This window comes from Acinetobacter nectaris CIP 110549, assembly GCF_000488215.1.
Taxonomy (GTDB): Bacteria; Pseudomonadota; Gammaproteobacteria; order Pseudomonadales; family Moraxellaceae; genus Acinetobacter; species Acinetobacter nectaris.
On sequence record NZ_KI530736.1, the window covers coordinates 89,640 to 110,877 of the forward strand.

Sequence of the window (21,238 nt, forward strand, 5' to 3'; positions counted from 1 at the left end):
CTTATTTAGTTTCGGCTTTTTCACTTCTAACTTGAATCTGAGCTGAAACAGTAATGGACTTACCTGCTGGAAGTACTGCAATTGTCCAACGCAGTGCGCGGTAATCTTGAAGTGGAATATCAACCAATTGGTTGCCTTCTTTTTTCTTTAAAGGCATTGGAGAAAAATTTATACCGTCTGTAGTTGCCTTTGCATTTTCTGGCTTAGATTTACCTAGAAATTGAGTTTCTGTAGGTATAGGTAAAGTAGCTGATAAATTTTTTATCTCACCTAAAGTATTATTTGTATATGTTGCACGATACTCAATAACATCATTTGGTTTTACATTCGAAACCAATTTGGCTGTTTGGTTTCCATCCTTTCCTACACTGATCAGATAAGTCTTTAGATCTACAGAAACAGGGTCTTTTGCTACTTTTGTTTCAGCAGAAGCATTAATAGTCATAAAAGCTAAACTGGTTACTCCCAATAACCCTCTAATGAAAATACTTTTTAAATCCAATTTTACTGCTCCTAAACTTAAACCAATCATTTCCTAGACATTTTCTCACACATTGGTAAAATAATCTCCATATTGTATCTATAATATGAACTATTACATGTGTTTTTGTTTAAAATGTATAGTTTGTATAACAATTATTTCATTTTTATAAGCATAAACTGCTCTTGAAATGATTTTTTGTAGAAATGAAAGAGAATATTTTTGAATACGGCACCTTCTAAAGAGATTGATTCTTGCCATTAGGATATAGATATGTTGATAACATCTCACAGCAGATAAATCATAGATACATGGTTTGAATCTATTTATTCATTATTTCGTATAAAGATTGGCTTAAACTTTTAATCTACAAGAATAAATCTTAATAAGCCCAATCTTTAATAGAATTCAGGTTGTGATAGCTTTCATAGCTAGAATGATTTAAATAATGAAAAGTGGAAATAGCCTTCACCTCGTCGTAATTTAAATATTTATTAAATATATTATTTAAAAGTAATTTTTTAATTTTTCTCTAATTTTTAATCAAAGTTATCGTGATGATATGTGTTGAAGGATAAGTAATGATCGCCCTGCTAAGTAAACATGCCGTTTTAAGAACAACATTCGTTGCTTTAAGTGGTTTATTGGTTGGGTGTTATAGCACTTTAGTCTTTGCCCAACCAAAAGCTGGAAGCAATATTATTAATATTGCAAGTGGTGACTTCTATGATGAGCAAGGTAACTTACAAGTTATTAATTCCAATGCGGTTGCTTTAACAGTACAACCGATTTATGCACTGAGCTTACAAACTAATCAGCAGAATATTGGTACGATTGGAAGTAAAGTAAGCTTTCCTCATGTACTAATAAATACAGGAAATACACCAGATGACTATGTGTTTAGTCTAACCCAGCTTACAAATGACCAATTTAACCTAGAAAACATGGCTGTTTATATTGATCGTGATCAAAATGGTGAACCAGATGATAATAATAACCTGCTCAATGAAAATAAAACACTAAGGTTAAATGAAGGTGAGTTTGCATCATTGGTTGTTGTTGGAGATATTCCAACCAATGTATCTGAAAATAATCTTGCACAATTAAATTTAACTGCTACAAGTCAACATAACAATAATATTGCAATGACAGTCAGTGATACAGCAAAAGTAGTAGATGATGCTGTGATACAAGTGACTAAATCACAGAGTGTTAGTGTAGGTCGAACAGGTACAGAAATTACCTATACATTTAACTATACAAATACAGGTACAGCAGCAGCTCGGCTTGTGTTGCAAGACAGTCTAGTTAAAGGTCTTAGCTATAAAGAAAATAGTGGGTACTGGGGAAATAATACCAATAGCTTGACTGATGCAGACGATATTGAAACAGGTGAAAATGCAGGTATTAAATATAAAGTCACGAATGGTCAAGTTAATGTCGAATTGGACAATGTAACCCCTCTAAGCAAAGGCAGTATTAGTTTTAAAGCAATTGTAAATACAAATGCGACAGACAAAATAGCAAATACTGTAAATTATCAACAATATAATAACTTAAATACATTAACTAAAAATGCAATGACCAATACAGTTATATTTAATGTCATGCAAACACTTGGTGTTGTACTCAATGCGAATAGTAGTACAGCAAATGATGATGGCGAACCAAATATAAGCTCAAGTAATTTACAAACTTTGAATAATACATTTATTGGTATTTCTAAAGAAATTCAATTTGATAACTATATCTGGAACACAGGGCAATCGACAGATAACTATAATTTAAATCTTGTAACGAGTAATGTACCTAGCTGTGCAGTTGTTCGCTTTTACCATGCCGATGGTCGAACTTTACTGACAGATACCAATGGCGATGGCGTAATAGACACAGGCAGTCTTACAGCAGGCACTGTAAAGAAAATTAAACTTGGTGTTTATTTTCCATCGGATTGTACTTCTAATGCGGTTATGGATTTTGACCTGACAGCAACTTCTGTAACAGATACAACCATTAAAAATAGTACACGAGATCGCCTAACGAATACTATTTCAGTGGGTGAAAGTGACTTATACAATAGCAATAATTCGGGTGTTGGCATTGGAAATATAGCAGGCTCTAGTGGACAAGCATTACTTGTGAAAAATGCGATGAAAGGTAGCCGGATTATTTTTCCTTTAGCTATTAAAAATAGTAGTGCAGTTATAAATAACTATAACTTATATGCTTCAAGTGCAAGTATCGATATTAATAATATCAACACAACCCTACCTACAGACTGGACGATCAAATTTTATAATGGCGATTCAACTTGCCAATCCTTGCAAGATGAAATTACAAATACAGGGAATATTTCATCGGGGGGAACAAAGCAATATTGTGCGGTGGTCAACATCCCTGAATATACAGACTTATCAAATTTACAGCTTTGGTTCGCGATGAAATCTCCGATGAATGCTCAGGGAGACAGTATTAAAGATCAAGTAGATATTTCAGTACGTCAACTTACTTTAGCCAATGACCAGCAAGGAAAAGTAAATATTGGCGGTACTGTTGTTTATCTACATACATTAAAAAATATGGGTACCGTCACTGAAGGAGATACTGCAGGAAAAATTAGTCTAAAAGTTGTTCCTCAAAATCTGAATGATGGCTTTACCTATGCTCTTTATTATGATGCAAATAACAATGGCATATTAGATGAAGCCGATCCGATTGCAACAGATTTATCTGTGACTGGTGGTATAAGCCCACAAAAATCCGTACAGCTTTTATTAAAAGTTCAAGCACCATCTACAGCGACAAATGGTGTATCAAGCATTGTAAATATTATGGTATCTGCACCAAATAACATACAAGGTTTGAGCTTAAATACAATACAAAATACAGACTTCACGATGGTTGACCCGACGCAACTTCGTTTAATAAAAGAGCAAAGCAAAGATGAAGCTTGTATGTTAACGAATGCAGTTACAGCAACATATAGCAGCACGCCTCTTATGATCAAACCTAATCAGTGCTTAACCTATCGTTTAACAATAAAAAATGATGGCTCAACACGCGCAGAAAATGTTGTCATTAATGATATGGTGCCCGCTTATAGCATATTGCGTAGTGATTTGGCACCTTCTGTGAGTAAAGGTAGTGTTGTTATAAGTGGTGGGAGGATTGTAGGGAAAATAGGAGACCTTGTGCCACAAGAACAAGCAGCATTGTACTTTTCAATACAAGTTACACCGTAATTGGGGCAGTTAATATAAAATGAATATTATCAAGACATTCATACGTTTCCGTCGTCAAGCTATATTCTTAATACAATTGGTTGTGGCTGTATTTATGATACAGCAGGCAAGTTTTGCAGCATCCACACAGCAAATTATTAGTAATATGGCAGTCGGTGAATACAGTGAGGAAGGCTCTACGGTGGTACAGGTAAGCCGATCTAACTTGGTTCAAACAACAGTACTGCCTGTATATTCAGTCAACTTAACAGCAAATAATATAAAAAATGTACTTGCAGGCCAAAAGGTATATTTTAACCATACTTTGAGTAATACAGGAAACGATACCGATCAATACAATTTCACGGTAAGTAATAACACAGGCAACAACTACAATCTAAATGATTTTTCTGTGTTTTTAGACCAAAACCATGATGGGATACCCGATGGAATACCTATTACATCTTATAGCTTAAGTGCTGGCGAATCTGTAGGGCTTATTGTGGTTGCAACTGTACCCGCCAATGCAACGGTTGGGCAAAAAGGTGCTCTAAGCTTAAATATTAGCTCATCAAAGCAAGCAATTGGAACAACAACAAATATAGATACAAGTACGGTAACTAATCAGTCAGCATTGCTGATACGTAAGAAGTTTTCTCAGAGTTTAGTCGCAAATGGCGATATCGTTACAGTACGTTTGGACTATCAAAATTTAAGTAATACAGCAACAGGTATAGTGACACTGACCGATACTTTAGACCCTAGCTTAGAATATCAGTCGAGTAATGGTGAAAACTGGAATGGGTTGGCTTTAAGTTCAAGTGTTGGGAGTAACCCTGCTGGTATAAATTATCGCGTAAATTCAAATGTTGTAACTGCTGTTTTAGATCGGATTGCTGCAAACAGTAGCGGTTATATTGAGTTTAAAGTAAAGGTCAATAAAACCAGTGCAGGTATAGTAAATAATACGCTAAATGTTCAATATGACCATGATAATAATAGCGCAACTGCAAACATATCTGATGTAAGTAATACAGCTTCACTAAATATTGCGCCAATATATGCGGTAAAAATGAATGGTAATAGCAATGATAGTGGTAATAGTAATAATGTGACTGCTCAGCCAATTACGCAAGGCGGCGTATTGAGCTTTACCAACTATATTTGGAATACAGGAAATATAACAGATCGTTTCAATTTAACTGTAGCTCAAAGTAATCTTCCTGTAGGCAGTCAAATCGATTTTTACCGTATCGATGGTGTAACACCTTTATTAGACAGTAATGGAGATGGCATCCCTGATACAGGTGAATTATTATCAGGTAGCTATTTACCCGTAATTGTGAAAGTGCGCTTACCCAGTGATTATACAGTGACAGCAGACAGTACATTTAATATAAATCTGCAAGCACAATCTTTAGGTGATACAACGAAAAAAAGTATCGTTACAGATCAGGGTACATTACGTGCAACCACTACATCGCAGTTGGTAGATTTAGTGAATAGTCCTGAAAATAATGGTTTGGGCAATGGTAATGTTGATAATGTTGGTTATGCTTGGAAAACGTTAGAAACTACAACAAGTGTGGACGCTGTTGCAGGTAGTCAAATTGTATTTCCTTTGACTGTTAAACATACAGGCATTGGCACAGAATACTTGCTAAGTGCCAATGCAACCAACGATTTTACACATTTGGCATTACCTATCGGCATACAAGCTATTCACTTTTATATAGCGCAAAATAATGGATGTGACAGGTTAGGTGCTGAAATAGGCAAAACACGCTACTTAAATGATGGTGAAAGCCAGCTCGTATGTGCTGTGGTCACAGTTAACCCATCAAATCAAAATAATATAACAACACCAATTTACTTTCGTGTGCTGTCTCCAAGTTTTGTGAGTGGAAATAATACGAGTAATCCAAGCCAAGATATACTTAAAAATGCCATTACGATTAGAAGTCTAAATGCAGTATCACAAGTGGAAATGATGCCTAGCTCTCGTGGTCAAGTATCACCTTTAGGTACAGTGATCTATAACCATACACTTATCAATAATACCGATATCGACCTGACAGGAAATTATAGTTTCATACTGAATGATGATCAGAATACATTTAAAAGTACTCTTTTCTATGATGTGAATGGAAATGGTGTTTTTGACGCAGGAGATATAGTTGTCAGAAGTATTAGTGATTTGCCAAAGGGAAAGCTAGCTGCACATCAGCGGATCAATTTATTATTACAAGTAAAAAATGTAGTGGGAAATAACATTTCACAAACCAACAGTAGCATGGTTAAGCTAACCAACTTAGCAAATAATGAAATACTTGCATCAATCACTGACGTGACGGTTGTAAATTCAATACAGTTAAAACTGACAAAGCAACAAGCACGCGATTTTGACTGCAATGGCTCGGCAGATGAGCCTTATACCACCAATAGTTTAACAATTGGAAAGCAAAACAATGGCGAAGGGCAATGTGTACTGTATAAAATTAGCTTAACCAATACAGGTTCCACAAATTTAGAAAAACCATTTACGTTTAGGGATATGACACCAGCTTATACAGTGTTGTTTCAACAGCCAAGCTGTATCGCTTGTAGTCGAACTACAGCGCCAGAAGTTGGTCAGTCGGGTGCAATTACAGGTACATTAAATCGTGTTGTAGCAAACCAAAGTTATGACCTTAATTTTGGAGTACGTTATGTTGGACAATAAAGTTGCAACACAGCAAAAAGTAACTCAAACTTCTTTTTCTATAGGTATGATGAAATCTTTTTTTTCGTGGGTATTTCTATTATTTATTATTTTAATATTTACAGAAAATGCTTTTTCAGAACCACCAACACTTGAAATTTATGCAGGATCTGGTTCTGGACAAGGACCAACAGCAAACTCAGGAACGCATACTTTTTTACTCAATAAAAATAACCCATCAGATAATATTGCTGAACCTTACACCCCAAATACAACAGTAAGTTATCAGATTACAAACTCAGTATACAATACTGCTGTATATGCCGATAAAGGCTCAAATCAGCCTGAATTGATGTTTGGTGGGACAACAAGAAACTCTACTGTAGTCTCCACGGATATTTTACAAGCATTAAATCTAATTGGTAGTGCACAAAGCAATATGTTCGCTGCTTCACTACAAAATGCACCAGCTGGTTGTAATAATAACGGAGGTAGTTGCTTAACTACCAATGGTGGGATAGATGCAGGAACTAACCAAGGTGTAAGCTTTTTGGCAATGGCTAAAAGTTTGAGAAATGTGAATGGCGCAAATCGCTCTAGGGTCAAAATTGGTACAGTAGAAATTACCTTTAATCGTCCAATTACTAATCCAATCTTACAAGTGAGCGGTTTGGGAGGGACAACAGGTTATGGGTTAGGCTTCAGTGCTGAGTTTACACTAACCAATAGTAATACAGCAGTTACTCTTCGACGAATAGCAGGTAATAGTAACTTTGCAGTTGATGGAAATAATATTATAAATACATCCACAACTATAAATAGCCTTAGTACTAGTGGCAATGGAGGAGCAAGTGGTAGTGTTTATCTTAAAGGTAAAGGTATTAGATCATTAACATTTGATGTATATATGCATGGTGATGCTGGCGGAGACTACACAGCTGGTAGTGGAGATGCTTTTTTCTTCGGTATATCAAGTATGGATGCTGACAGTGATCTATCTATTCTAAAAAGTCAGCGATTAGGAACATCTGGAAATTTTGCGCAAAATCAGTTGAGTGTACCATTAAATTCGACGATCCAGTATCAGCTATTGATCAGTAATAATAAACCACAAAATGCAACTGTAGGTGGCTCAGTTTATTTAGCTCCTTTTACTGATACCATGCCGTCTAATCTAAAAGATGTGAAAATTGTTGATACAAAAAATGATACAGGAGCAGCATGCTCACCTACACTGTCGGGTAACACCCTAAATGGTACTTTTAGTGGTTCGATTGGTACAACATGCACTATTATATTACAAGCAACCGCAGCTGTAGAGGGAAATATTACAAATACAGCAACCATAGCGGCAACCTCAACAGACCAAAACACAGCAAATGACAGTAGCTCTGTAAATACAATAATTACTTACCCCGAAGTTACTGCAGATCCTGAAATTTTAGAAGCACGTTTCAGTATTAATCCCAATATACCTATCATTGAGCGTGGCCGAATAGGAACACAACTCATTGATATTAAAAATGAAGGTCCGAATAGCGCAACCAATGCAGTTGCAATATATACTGCTTCACCTCAAAAAGGTATTACTGTAATGGGAATGAGTGTTGTTGATGGTGCTGTCTGTACAGCAAATGGGAATAATTGGTCATGCCCACTAGGTGGGATATCAAATGGAGCCATCAAACAACTTTCGGTACGTTATAGCACAACAGCTGAGTCTACATTAGGGGTGGCTCAGCAGGCAAGCATTAAGGTCTCAAGCGACGAGTTTAACCCTGGGAGTGGTGTTGGGGAAACACTCTATAAAGTTTGGGGAACCAATGAGCAAAATGAAATTAGAAAAAATGGTGCTTTTTGGGTCGGCTATGAAGGTACAGGCGGTACAGAAAAAGTAGGTGACTATAGCGATGAAAAGACGAGTATACAAGCTGCATGGCCTATTAACCAGATAAGTCCAATTGGTGGCTATCTTGTGAATAGTGGTAACAGTGTAAGGGACTCTGTTTATGCTGCATCTAGTAAAAATGCACAGCCAATGACGCAAAGAATCATAAACAATATTACCGCTGATCCGAACTCGTCAGTAAATCTTCCATATATTGGTCCAAAAAGTAATGGTGACGTAATAGGTGATAATCGCCGGGCATGGGAATTTACAACAGGTATTTATATTCCAAATAAACAATCAGTTACTGTATGTATTGGTAACAACAACTTAGGAATAGATGATAGCGGATACATTATGGTCGATGGTGTTGTGGTTAGCAGTATAGATGGTTATATATCAAATGGTATACTTGCCAAATCTGCTATTTTGGCATCTGGCTATCATAGAATTACGTATCGTATTGCAAATAGAAATAATTATAGTAGTAATGAAAGATCTGCTGGTGGCTATGGAGCAATAGGGCTATCGCTTACTGGAGATTGTTCAACAGCAAGCTATGACAACGCAACAAATTTAGGTATTCCTGTAAACATTCAGATTACTGATGGTGCAAAAATTAAAATTGCGAAAAACTCGATAAATGGTGTGGATATCTTTAACTTTAGCAACCTGACCAATTTAATGAATAAAGATTCTACTGTAACAACAGACAGTGTGACGACTGTAACGGCAGGTACAGCGGTAAGCTCTACCCAACAATTATGGGCAAAGTTACTTGGTGACGATGTTTCATTGACTGAAAATAATGCAGATGGATATGTTTTATCTAGTGTGAGTTGTATAGACGAAAATAGCGCAAATACAGGGAATACAGGCGTGTTTTGGAGGCTTTCTAATAATACAGCCACGATTCCTGCGGAACGTATAAAAGAAGGGGCAAACATTACCTGTACTTTTACCAATACTAAGCAGGTTTTTGTAAGTATTACAGGTCGGGTATTTACTGATAATAGTGGCACAACACTAGATGTAAGTAAGGCATATAACGGTATTCAAGATGCAGGCGAAACAGGGATTGCAAATACGATGATTAAGTTAAGTAATTGTAGTACTACCCAGCTTGCATCAGCGGTTACGAATGCCAACGGTGATTATTCTTTTTCTATAGATCAAAACGTATTGCCATCATCTTTTTGCATTGCTGAGCAGAACTTAGCTGAATATATCTCTGTAAGTGGTACTAAAGGTTATAACCGTTCAACAGATACAATTACGCTCAACAAGACAGATGCGACAAGTTATACAGAAAATAATTTTGGTGATGTCATTCAACGCGTTATTTTACATGAAGATGGTCAGCATACGGTTGTTGCAGGTGATGTTACGGATTATCCACACCGTTTAACAGCACAAACACCAGTACAGTTAACACAGTTATTACAGGTACAAACACAACAACCTAGTTCAAGTATAGACCAACCATGGCAAGCACTTGTCTATCTAGATAGCAACTGTAATGGTCAAGTAGATTTGGGAGAAAGAGTATTTAGTCCAGCCCAGTCAAATACAATATTACTTCAACCAAATACAGAAATTTGTTTAGTACAAAGGGTTCATGTTCCGAATAATGTCGTTGCAGGCGCACAGCATATTGGTGAACTGCAAGCAAACTATCAAATTAATTTAGCCAATCCTGTGGAACTTATTTCTGCACAAACAATGAAACGTAAAGATGTAACATTGATAGGCAGTGCGGGACTTAACCTAACAAAGAAAGTTAGAGCTGTTTCGGCATGTCCATCTACTGCATCTGATACAAATGTTTTTATGACTAAAAATGACGTGGCTCAGAAAGATTATTTAGAGTATGAAATTACGTATAAAAACAGCAGTACGAAAAGACTTCAAAATGTCAAAGTAAAAGATAGTCTACCTATGAGAACTAAGTTTGGCAGTATGAAGTGTGATGTAACACCAAGTAGCACTACATGTAATACAAGCCATGCTAATAGTGATTTAGAATGGAATCTAACAGGATTATTAAATCCTCAAGATTCAGGAACATTAAGGTTTTGTGTAGCACAATCTAATTGATTTAATTACTCAATGTATTCGATAGGATTTGGCTTACATACTCTTGAAGATATAATTACAGAGTATGAGATCAAAGAAAATAAGTAGCCTCGGGGGCAATACCCCCCTAGGTTTTAATTGTTTTATGGCACTTTATTTTAATATTTAAGCTAGTCGCATCTAGTACATGATTAACTCTGTCAAAGTAGAGTACTAAGTTTTAATATAATGCCTATTCGTTTGCACTTTGAATTATTTCTTTTACTTTAGAATAATAGCTAGTGTACTAAACAATTCAGTAGGATCATTACCTTGAAAAATTACTGAAATACATCACAATATATTTTTTCAGTTTTGAAAGGGCTCAACTATATAAACACTAGTAAATAGCTAACTTTAACCATTTTTAGCTCTCTAATATGTTGAATAAATTAATTATATAAGTAATATCTTGCTATATAGTACGTATACCATTTAAGATCGCAGAATACTTTAAATTCCCAAACAAACACCTTATTGCAGATGTTTGATATAGTCTAAAGGTACACTGAAACTGGTATCTAATGATACTTTCCTTAAAAGCCTATTTACCCAATTTTATTGATGGAATATATTAAATCAGATCCCAAAACTCAAAATATGATTTTTAACATAAATTTCACTTTTTAGATTACAAACTAATAATTTAATTTCAAAATAGTTATCATAATTATATTAACTGGATAATGATTTAATTTCTTTACATAGCTTTTCACTTAATGTCCATAAATCTACTGCGAGTTTATTATCTAATGCTTGTCTAGAGGGAGTAGTTGCCTTTCTTTTTGAAATATATTGACCTTTCATTTGTTCTGCTTCTTTAGATGTAGCCAACCAAATAAGAGAATCGGCACCTTTTTCAGGCGTTATTGCAAATGGTTTTGCTAACTTATAAATCAGATTAACAAAACAGCCCTGATCAGTTCCAAATGCACCAAAGCTCGTATTTACCATTCCTGGTTCAAAGCAGTTTGCAATTGCAGTTGTTCCATTCAATTTTCTTTGTAATTCTCTAGTGAAAAGAATATTTGCAAGTTTTGATGTACCGTATGCTTTTGGCCCAGATACACTAGTATCATAAGGTGTTAATTTTAAATCTAAATTTCCACGAGCTTGCATGGAACTTGATGTGTTTACAATTCGGGCATAAGGTGTTTTTTTGATTATATCCAATAATGCCGTAGTCATTTGGAAATAAGCGAGATGGTTTAATGCAAATGTAATTTCATAACCATCCGGCCCTAATTTAGGTTTCTTAAATGTTGCACCTGCATTATTGATTAATATATCAAGTCTTTGGTATTTCGATTTAAAGTCTTCTGCTGCACGACGTACATCAGCTAGATGTGTTAAGTCACAAAGAATATAATCTAGCTTGAAGTTACCTGTAATTCTACGAATTTCATTTATAGTATTTTCTGTCTTTTCTTTATCACGTCCAATTAAAACGAGAGATGCTCCCCTTCTTGCAAACTCTATCGTTGCTGCTCTTCCAATGCCATTAGTCGCTCCAGTAATTAGAATAATTTTTCCAGTTAAGTCTTTTGTAGTCATATTTAGTTCCTTATTGTGAATTTAATCTAGATTTTTGAACCTACGATGGATTTTCCAAAATTATTAATATCTTTAGACTCAAGAATAAATTTTTTACTTTTGCCTTGAACAATGCCAATCATTGCTTGACCTAGAATCTCTGAAGTAGTAAATAGCCATGGAAAACAAGATATAAGCAATGGATAAATTGAGGACAAAGTTTTCATTAACTTAACGCCAATCTGATATCCACGAGTTCGACTTGTAATACCTTCAGCTGGTTTGATAACGCCTGGACGCACCACTCCAACATGTAAAAAAGACATATTTCTTAATGCATTTTCGACATTGCGGCGTACACGTGCCCACATTCCATAGCCACCTGCTCCACCTGCTGAACAATAGCAAAATGAGAATTCAGGATTATTCTCTAATAAACGATTTGCCCAAATTAGAGTAAGGTCTTCTGTTACTTTTGAATATTCAGTTTCAGTCTTACCGACGGCACTTACCCCAATGGCCCAAATGCATGCGTCATATCCCACTAAATCATCCTTACACTTATCCACCTCAAAAAGATCATCAAGTATTATTTCATTAAGTTTGAAATGTTCTATTCCACAACTTTGACGTGTTATAACAAGAACCTGATCGATATCATCTTTTTTAAGTGCTTCAATCAAAACACTTTTACCGACCATACCTGTTGCACCAAAAATAATTACATTCATTAAGACTCTCATTTCTACCAGTCATTAAATGAGTATTTAATCACTCATTTAATGGTTAAAAAATTATTAGTTATTGAGATTGGATACTACTCTCCAGAAAGCTAAGAAACTATCTTGTAATAGTTCTTCTTTAGCAGCGTTATTGAGCTTTATAAACTCAATAGTTGTATTTGCCATTGCTCCCATAATTGCACCAACATACTCAGAAGACTGATTTTTTAGTTGACCACTTTGCATTACAGTTTTAAGAATATTGCTAATATCACAAAAAGCATCATTACCTTTAGCTTTTGTCACGTCAGTAATCACTGATGATAAGCTTAAAGTTGCAAGAGTTTTATATTCATTGGGATTTTCTAACCCCCAGTTAATATATACTTTCCAAGCTTCTTGAATTTGCTTCTGTAATTCTGTTTTTTGACTATGAATGATAAGGGATTCTCGTAGCTTTCCCTTAATATCTAAATATAATTGATTAATTAATTCATCTTTGTTTTGAAAATAGGTGAAAATTGTACCTTCTGATACTTTTGCTAAACGGGCAATTTTTGAGGTAGATACATTCAATCCTTGCTCAGCAATTAGAACAGTTGCAGCATCTAAAATAGATACTCTCTTTTCTTCACTTAGAGGACGAGCCATTAACAAACCAAAATAAATAAGTAATCACTCAATTATATTTATTTATTTTATTAAGTCAATATAGAGTTTTTTCATACAAAGAACACTGGAATTTCTATAAAACAACTTTAGCGCCTGTAAGGTATTTATGTTCTCACTAGCAATTAGATAAGAATACAAATACCTTACTTTTATCTAAATATGTTATGAATAGCTATTCAGTTTTTCTACTTTCAAAGCGATGAAAAACATCAGCAATCCTCCTAAGCTCAATAAAATACCTACACCAAAAGGAGAAAGCCAACCCAAATTATGTTCTAAAGTTAACCCTCCAAGAAAAGCACCTGATGCATTTGCAAAATTAAAAGCAGAATGATTAAGAGAAGCCGCCAAAGATTGGGCATCACCAGCCACATCCATGAGTCTTGTTTGTAAAGGTGCAGCGAGCCCCATCACTGTAATTCCAATTAAAAATAGAGCAATAACAGCAGTATAAATACTGTGCATCATGAAGAATGATAGAGAAAATGCTATTGTAGAAAATATGAGGATACCAATAATTGTTTTAGTATTATTTTTATCTGCAAAATAGCCAGCGATAAAGTTACTACACACCATACCTACCCCCCAAATTGCTAATACGACAGGAATCAAATCACTTTTTAGATGTGTATAATTGGTAAGTATAGGAGATATATAACTATAAACTGCAAATATTCCGCCAAAACCAATCGCAGCAACAGAAAGTGTTAGCCACATATTTATATTTCTAAAACCTCTTATCTCTCGTTTAATACTTGCTGTTTCATGTATTGGAACATATGGTACAAATATTAAAATGGCTATAACGGTAAGTAATGCAATGGCTGCAGAAAAACCAAACCCTACGTGCCATCCAAATTTTTGGCCAATCCATGTAGCAAATGGAACACCTAAAACATTTGCTACAGTCAAACCCAACATCATACGTGCAACAGCTGTAGCTCTTTTTTTTGGCCCAGCGAACTCAGCAGCAACTAATGATGCTATTCCAAAATATGCACCATGTGGTAAGCCAGCAATGAATCTAGAAAATAAGATTGCCTCATAATTATTTGAAATAGCGGTTATGGCATTTGCAATGCCATAGAATAAAATTAATCCAAGTAAGAATTGCTTTCGAGGAATTTTCGCTCCTAGTATGGCAAAAATTGGGGCTCCAATAAGTACACCTAAAGCATATGCACTAATGAAATGACCAGCAATAGGTACAGAGATACTCAAACTATTTGCAATTTCTTGAATAAGTCCCATTGCTAAAAATTCTGTTGTTCCTATACAAAAACCACCCAGTGCTAGGGAAAGTAGAATCAAGAACATAGAGTGCTTTTTCATGTTATTTCTCATTATTTTTCCTCTAATAAGTAAAGTCTTATAAAATTAATTTTTATATATCAAAGAAATAAAAGACCTACTTAGAAGTAGATCTAACTCATTAAGATAGGTACTATATTTTTTCATTTTAGTTACTTTTTTAGTATCAAATCGACTATCGATAGCGTTTACTAATTTAATTAATAGTAAATAAATACCCATATTTCAGCTTTAGTAGGAATATCAGCTTCTTATTTGGCATTTTTTCAGTATTTAATACAACTATAATACCTCTGTTTTAGATAATAGATGTCCCAAATCAGTTAAAATTTTCTAAATATACTTAGCTGACTTTAATTTTTACTGTAAAGTACTATTAAAAGTGCACTTTTGGAATTCAATTTTTTATATAGAAATATATTTTATTACATCACAGTACTTAAATAATTACCCCACCACTGCATCATTTCAGTACGTTGAGTGAAATATTCAGCATGATTATAGCTCGCACGAGTACGATTCTTATCAACATGTGAAAGTTGTGCTTCAATCCAATTGTCTTGAAATAACCCTGATTCATTCAAAATAGTACTAAAAGTAGAACGTAAACCATGAGAGGAAAGTTCATTTTTTTCATATCCCATCTTACGTATAGCCATATTTAATGTATTAAAATGAATGGGGTGATTATATTTTCTTGGGCTAGCAAAGATATATTTTTCATTAAATGACCATTGCATAGCGTCTTTTAAAATTTCTAAAGCCTGATCTGATAGTGGTACTAAAAAATCAGGGATATCATGGCCTAAAATAACTTTTCTTCGGAATTGCTTAATATGCAATGCTGGGATTTTCCAAATTTTATTATTTAAATCAAAGTGATGTGGTTCAGCTAAAAGTAGTTCTGCTCCTCTTACACCGGTATGCAACTTGAACATTAATGCTTTTTTAATAATGGGATGAGTATTCAATTTTTTTAATTTTTTTATAAAATCAGATATATCATTCGCTTTTAAATGTGGATAATTCCTTTTTATTTTTTGATTGATAGTAATTTTATTTAAACCATAAGCAATATTATAATCACAATAGCCCATTGCTACAGCATAATCATAAATTTGGTTTAGATAACTACAAGCTTTTTTAACAGGTTCTTTTACTTGACGTTCCTCTATTTTCTTTATGACAGAAACAAGATCATAGCGTTTAATCTCTTGGAAAGGTATATCTTGGAGTTTGGGATAAATATCATGTTGTAAACATTTTTCTGCTAACTCGAATACACCACATCGAGGTAAATCATTAAATGAGTTTTTAAGCTTGAATTGGAGCCATTCTTCTCCTACTTTACGAAATGTTACCAGTTTAGAAGAATTCTGTTGTTCAAAACAAAAATTACTCTCTCTAAAATCATCTCTTACCTGTCGTGCTTTTTTCAGAGATAGATATGGATAAACTCCTAACTGAATCCGACGACGTTTTTTTGTATTTGGATCTGTATAGCGATAACACCAAACTTTTCTTCCATTTGGCTCAATTTTTAGACTTAATCCATTTTCATCAAATAAAAAACAAGTTTTTTCTTGGCAATGAGCTTGGCGAACTTTAATTTCAGTAAGACTCATATTTTTATAAAACCTATTGAGAGACCAGTTAAATTAATTATATCAAAATAAAATTATTTTTATATGATGCGTACTATACGCATCATATAAAAATACAAGATATTGTTTTATAATACTATTATTTAAGTTAATGATTTTTTAGTAACCACTTTAGGTACCATAAATATTTTAAAAATTCGGCATAAAATTTATATTTCGCGGAAAGTTTTAATTATTTATATGGTACATCGATATAAATAGCCTAAATTTGAAACATTCTGAGATTTATTTTTTACACTCAAGAAATACAATGCTGGCTACTACTGAATCCGTATAGCCTCTGAAGTAACTTCCAAATGAGGATATTTTATGTCTAGAATATTAGAATGGAATTAGTAAAAATTCATATTACTTTAAGGTTAATTACTCTACTTATAAGAAAAGCTTAAAGGTGGAGTAAGACACAATTAAAATTAGTTAATATTTTGGAGTAATTTTAGTAATTTATTTTCTATTTAAAAAATAACAAGTATTAGATTCATTAAGTATTAATTGGGTTACTATTTATTTCTAAATTATAGAAAGATTAGATCATATCTATTCTAAATGCTAAGAAAAATATAATTTTAGGTCCTTAATTAATATGATAGCATTTATACTAAGTTTAAATTTTATATAGCATGTTAAATATAAAAAATTATATATTATATAAGTTTGATTTTACAAAAAATAACAATTAAAGTATATTTTTGTATTTTTTAGTTGTAACTTTATGCTGTTTTCTATTTTAGTTCTCTCCCTATTGGTACTTATAGTTTATTTATCTACTTCCCTATTTTTCGATTATAAAAAAAATCCATTTAAATGATTTTATTATATTAAGGAATAAAAAAGCCGACTCAGCAATAAGTCGGCTTTTTTATGAACATTTTTGTCACTTATTACCTATGATTTAAAGCAAAAAAATTCAATTCACTTAATAGCCAGAATTTTACTTCTTTTAAAACCTATTATAAATTTTCCAAATACAATATTGTAACTATTAAAGTTACGATATACTATAAGGGATTACTTGCAAGAGATATTTATAAAATGAAAGTAATAGATAGTGTTATTGTTGATGGAGGTATTTCTGGCCTAGCAGCAGCTCTATTTTTAGGACGAGCAAAAAGATCCGTTTGTGTTTTTGATGATAAAAAATCTAATATTTTGGCAGTAGATAAAGTGCGAGAACATTTAGGTTTTGATGGTGTTTCTCCTGAAGTAATGCTTAATAACGCTCGAAAAGAAGTGTTGAATTATGGTGTAAATATTATTGAAGAGCATGTTTCTAATATTCATCCATTAGAAAATGGATGGTTTGAAGTCATCTCTGAAAATAAAAGAATAATCACAAAGACAGTTATTCTTGCAACAGGTATTCATTACGAAAAGCCAAATATTTTAGGTATTTCTCCATTATGGGGTAAAGACCTAAGGGTATGCCCTTGTTTTGATGGTTATGAAGTTGCAGAAAAAAAATTTATTGTTTTTGGTATACATGAGCGTTTAGCCCACATGGCATCTTGGGTTAGCATGTGGTCAGATAACATAACGGTTATATCTCCACATAAGTTTGATGAACAAGAAGAGAAAAAGTTAAAACTATTAAATATTCAAATCATTCAAGATGATATTCAAGAGTTAATTCATGAACAGAACAAACTGACAGCAGTTCGTACCATACGAGGTGATTATGTTCCTTGTGATGCGACATGGGTAGCACTTAAAACATATGCAAAAAGTTCTGAGTTTACTTCAACCTTATGCAAGACTAATCAAGATGGTACAGTGATTACTAATCATCTTGGAGAAACAAGTCAAAAAGGTGTTTATGCCATAGGTAATATTACCCAACCATGGGATCACCTAGCCCATGCTTCAGCATCTGGTACACGTATCGGACCAATCGTTACAAATTATCTTTTAGAACAAAGAATTTTAGAATTGAAGCAGCCTAAAGTATGATAACATTTTTGTATCAGAGTCGGAAAAATGCAGACTGATAGCCGCTTATCTAGAATGTTACACGTATTACTCCATATGGCTCGACATGATGAGCCATTTACATCTCAACAAATTGCAAAAATGTTAAATACAAATGCAGCTTTAGTTCGTAGAACTATGGCTGGATTACGAAACGCTGGATATGTTAGCTCTATAAATGGCCGAAAAGGCGGGTGGACAATTTCATGTAATTTAGAAAAAGTAACACTCTCTGACATTTATAATGCGGTAGGACAACCACGTTTAATTGCTTTAGGCATTGGAACTGAAGGTTCACAGTGCGCTGTGGAAAAATCTGTAATGAGCATTTTGGATAAGACATTTAATGAAGCTGAAAAACTCATTCATATGAGGCTAATGCAAATTACGTTAGCAGATGTACTTAATGATTTTAATATAAGATGCTTAGAAGGAGGATGGACAAAAAATGGACCTCCTCAACCTATTCATATAAATGAATCAGAGTAACATTAGTCAATTGACATCCTAAATTACTCACTTTAATATGAAGTAGTCAAAAAAGGTAAACTGGATGTGGTGAGCCCCAGTTAACTTATCTAGCAAATCATTCTAGAAAAGTAAATTCCAACCCATTTGGGTCGCGGACCATGACAAAAGCAGGCGTATGTCTATCTTTTGTCTATGGTTTTTTACTTTTCTATCTAGCACCAGAAGAAATACGCCTTTATTAATTGCTCATATGGCTTGAATAAAGGGGATTCATTATGAATCAAGAAATTTCTAAAAACTTTCCAAAATATAATACAGATGTTCTCATTGTAGGCGGCAGTATCGTAGGCTTATCTGCAGCTCTATTTCTTGCATGGCGTAATGTAAATGTCATTGTGGTAGAAAAGCATGAAAGTAGTTCTAAACACCCTAGGGCAATTGGTTTTACAGAGCTATCTTTAGAACATTATCGTGCGGCTGGCATTATAGATAAAATTCCTCAGGTTAATTCAAACAGTCGTTTAAGACGGGCAAAGGTCGAAAGCCTTACAGGGAATTGGCATGCGGAAATTCCTTGGACACCACATGAACAAGAAAATGATAAAGGAATACTATCGCCTGTAACTGGCGCTGCAATAGCACAGGATTTATTAGAACCAATTATTCGACAATCTGCGAAAGATTTTGGTGCAAACCTACATTTGGGAACTGAGTTAATTGAACTGATAGAAAACGGAGAAGGAATCCTTGCCCGCGTAAAAAATCGTAAGAAAAATGAAATATATGAAATATCTGCGAAGTATGTAATTGCTGCAGATGGTGCAAATAGTTCTATACGTGAACAATTGGGAATAAAAATAAAAGGGGTCGGGCATTTACGTTTTATTCGTAGCGTACTGTTCTATTGTACAGAAGCAGAATTTTATCTAGAAGAAGGGATTCAGCAATTTGAAATTGATCAAACAGAATTTAAAGCATTTTTAACACATTATCCTGATGGGCGCTGGGTACTTATGTTCAACGCTGATCATGAATACTCTGAAAGTGATTTAAAAAGCTATATTTTGCAAGCACTTGGTCGAAAAATGAATATAGATATTATTACGACAGGTACTTGGGAAATGGCGGGTCAAATTGCAGAAGAATATCAAAAAGGACATATTTTTCTAGTAGGTGATGCAGCTCATCAACTGCCACCTACTAGAGGTGGTTTTGGTGCAAATACAGGAATTGATGATGTTTATAACTTAGCTTGGAAACTACAAATGGTTTTACAAAATAAAAATGTAGGTAAAGAATTGCTTGAAACTTATCACCTAGAGCGCTATCCAATTGGATGGTTAAGACATCAGCAAACATTTTCAAGACCTGATTATTTACAGTGGGTAGATACATCATTTAAAGCAGAAACACTATTGAGTTCAGAAGCAATGGAATTTGGCCAAAGAGTCAACTCAACAGCCGTTTTAAATAATGATACTTGTGCAAATCTACCTTTAGCTGCTCATCCAAATATTTGGTTAGGACATACAGGTACACGCGTGCCTCATGCTTGGGTTTCTAGATATGAAGAGCGCATTTCTACCATAGACCTATTTACAAAAAGCTTTGTCGCCATTAGTAAAGATATTTCATGGTTAGATATAGCAAAAAGAATATCTAAAGAATTAGGGATAGATATAGAGGTTTTACACGTTGGTATAGATATTCATTTTCTAGACGATAAAATATTTGAAGAGCTATTTGACATTTCTAAAGATGACTGCATCTTGGTTAGGCCAGATGCAATAGTAGCTTGGCGTTCAACAAAACAGTGTGGAAACAAATATAACTGTTTTAAGGAAGCATTTAAAAAAGTTACATCATACAAATAAGAAAATTAAATAAATTTAACCAGATAATAGACCTGAAATGGCTGTTATCTGATTTAATAGCACTCTCCACTTTTTTGAAGATTTTAGTTTTTAACAATCCTTCTTATAAAATAATTAGATAATTTTGGTTATTAAGCTATTTCTTTTTATTCTACACCTTGAGTATAGAGTTTTGATAAAAACATTTATTAACCACCTCTTATAAGAAGACCAATTGATTATACAAATAGTATTTGTGTACAACAAAGCTCACTCATGTGTCAGATTTGAAGAAGACATAATTATTTCGAGTATAAATATTTTTAATAAAATAATACAACTATTATGGTTGTGTGATTAGGTGGACAGTTAATTATTACTATAATTAAATCAGTACGTTGTGTAGTTTTTCATACATCGGGATTTAGTTTTTTTAATTCTCCTCTTGTTCTATTTTCTAAATGCGGTTTCGCAAATCTTAATTAAATAAGGAAAATAGAAATGACTAACTTAAACTTTCAATCAACAATTTGGACTCGTGCAGATGCTTTAAAAGTACACACAGATGATCCAACAACAACTCAACCTCTTGTACCTGCAAACTTCCCAGTTCTAGATGATCGACTCTTTATCTGGGATAC

The 21,238-nt window shown here is 33.8% G+C and carries 12 protein-coding genes; 6 read left to right on the plus strand and 6 right to left on the minus strand.

Annotated elements, in window-relative coordinates; all coding sequences use genetic code 11:
- Position 1: 1 nt before the first annotated feature.
- A complete protein-coding gene (locus tag P256_RS12105; RefSeq protein ID WP_407637989.1) occupies positions 2–445 on the minus strand; it encodes a hypothetical protein in 444 nt (147 codons plus the stop codon).
- Positions 446–1,062: 617 nt separating this feature from the next.
- Here P256_RS12105 and P256_RS12110 point away from each other — a divergent pair.
- The 3 genes from P256_RS12110 to P256_RS12120 are packed head-to-tail and all read left to right on the plus strand — an operon-like array spanning position 1,063 to position 10,388.
- Positions 1,063–3,723, plus strand: coding sequence for a DUF11 domain-containing protein (locus P256_RS12110; protein WP_023273982.1), 2,661 nt, complete (start codon positions 1,063–1,065; stop codon positions 3,721–3,723).
- Positions 3,724–3,742: 19 nt separating this feature from the next.
- Entirely contained in the window at positions 3,743–6,424 is a 2,682-nt protein-coding gene (locus tag P256_RS12115; RefSeq protein WP_023273983.1) for a COG1361 family protein, read from the plus strand.
- Positions 6,411–10,388, plus strand: a complete 3,978-nt coding sequence (locus tag P256_RS12120; RefSeq protein ID WP_023273984.1) for a prealbumin-like fold domain-containing protein — start codon at positions 6,411–6,413, stop codon at positions 10,386–10,388. Before P256_RS12115 ends, P256_RS12120 begins: the two co-directional genes overlap by 14 nt.
- Positions 10,389–11,081: 693 nt before the next feature.
- On the opposite strand, the gene P256_RS12125 is transcribed toward P256_RS12120, so the two are convergent.
- From P256_RS12125 to P256_RS12145, 5 genes are all read right to left on the minus strand, one after another.
- Entirely contained in the window at positions 11,082–11,960 is an 879-nt protein-coding gene (locus tag P256_RS12125; RefSeq protein WP_023273985.1) for an SDR family NAD(P)-dependent oxidoreductase, read from the minus strand.
- A gap of 26 nt (positions 11,961–11,986) precedes the next feature.
- Entirely contained in the window at positions 11,987–12,670 is a 684-nt protein-coding gene (locus tag P256_RS12130; protein WP_023273986.1) for an NAD-dependent epimerase/dehydratase family protein, read from the minus strand.
- 66 nt (positions 12,671–12,736) lie between these two features.
- The gene (locus P256_RS12135) at positions 12,737–13,312 is read right to left on the minus strand and encodes a TetR/AcrR family transcriptional regulator (RefSeq protein WP_023273987.1); all 576 of its coding nucleotides are present in this window, start codon (positions 13,310–13,312) and stop codon (positions 12,737–12,739) included.
- Between the two features lie 183 nt (positions 13,313–13,495).
- Positions 13,496–14,665, minus strand: a complete 1,170-nt coding sequence (locus tag P256_RS12140) for an MFS transporter (RefSeq protein ID WP_228130242.1) — start codon at positions 14,663–14,665, stop codon at positions 13,496–13,498.
- Positions 14,666–15,069: 404 nt separating this feature from the next.
- Entirely contained in the window at positions 15,070–16,269 is a 1,200-nt protein-coding gene (locus P256_RS12145; protein WP_023273989.1) for a tyrosine-type recombinase/integrase, read from the minus strand.
- A gap of 1,071 nt (positions 16,270–17,340) precedes the next feature.
- Here P256_RS12145 and P256_RS12150 point away from each other — a divergent pair.
- The 3 genes from P256_RS12150 to P256_RS12160 all read left to right on the plus strand — a co-directional run bounded on the left by P256_RS12150 (position 17,341) and on the right by P256_RS12160 (position 20,618).
- Positions 17,341–18,255: an NAD(P)/FAD-dependent oxidoreductase gene (locus P256_RS12150; protein WP_023273990.1), complete on the plus strand. Its 915-nt coding sequence runs from the start codon at positions 17,341–17,343 to the stop codon at positions 18,253–18,255.
- Between the two features lie 27 nt (positions 18,256–18,282).
- A complete protein-coding gene (locus P256_RS12155; RefSeq protein ID WP_023273991.1) occupies positions 18,283–18,762 on the plus strand; it encodes an Rrf2 family transcriptional regulator in 480 nt (159 codons plus the stop codon).
- Positions 18,763–19,019: 257 nt separating this feature from the next.
- Entirely contained in the window at positions 19,020–20,618 is a 1,599-nt protein-coding gene (locus tag P256_RS12160) for an FAD-dependent monooxygenase (RefSeq protein WP_023273992.1), read from the plus strand.
- The last annotated feature ends 620 nt before the right edge of the window (positions 20,619–21,238 follow it).

Coding starts and splice junctions, on each gene's coding strand:
- P256_RS12105 (WP_407637989.1), bottom strand. CDS start 445: ATGACTATTAATGCTTCTGCTGAAACAAAAGTAGCAAAAGACCCTGTT.
- P256_RS12150 (WP_023273990.1), top strand. CDS start 17,341: ATGAAAGTAATAGATAGTGTTATTGTTGATGGAGGTATTTCTGGCCTA.
- P256_RS12125 (WP_023273985.1), bottom strand. CDS start 11,960: ATGACTACAAAAGACTTAACTGGAAAAATTATTCTAATTACTGGAGCG.
- P256_RS12110 (WP_023273982.1), top strand. CDS start 1,063: ATGATCGCCCTGCTAAGTAAACATGCCGTTTTAAGAACAACATTCGTT.
- P256_RS12120 (WP_023273984.1), top strand. CDS start 6,411: ATGTTGGACAATAAAGTTGCAACACAGCAAAAAGTAACTCAAACTTCT.
- P256_RS12155 (WP_023273991.1), top strand. CDS start 18,283: ATGCAGACTGATAGCCGCTTATCTAGAATGTTACACGTATTACTCCAT.
- P256_RS12130 (WP_023273986.1), bottom strand. CDS start 12,670: ATGAATGTAATTATTTTTGGTGCAACAGGTATGGTCGGTAAAAGTGTT.
- P256_RS12145 (WP_023273989.1), bottom strand. CDS start 16,269: ATGAGTCTTACTGAAATTAAAGTTCGCCAAGCTCATTGCCAAGAAAAA.
- P256_RS12135 (WP_023273987.1), bottom strand. CDS start 13,312: ATGGCTCGTCCTCTAAGTGAAGAAAAGAGAGTATCTATTTTAGATGCT.
- P256_RS12160 (WP_023273992.1), top strand. CDS start 19,020: ATGAATCAAGAAATTTCTAAAAACTTTCCAAAATATAATACAGATGTT.
- P256_RS12115 (WP_023273983.1), top strand. CDS start 3,743: ATGAATATTATCAAGACATTCATACGTTTCCGTCGTCAAGCTATATTC.
- P256_RS12140 (WP_228130242.1), bottom strand. CDS start 14,665: ATGAAAAAGCACTCTATGTTCTTGATTCTACTTTCCCTAGCACTGGGT.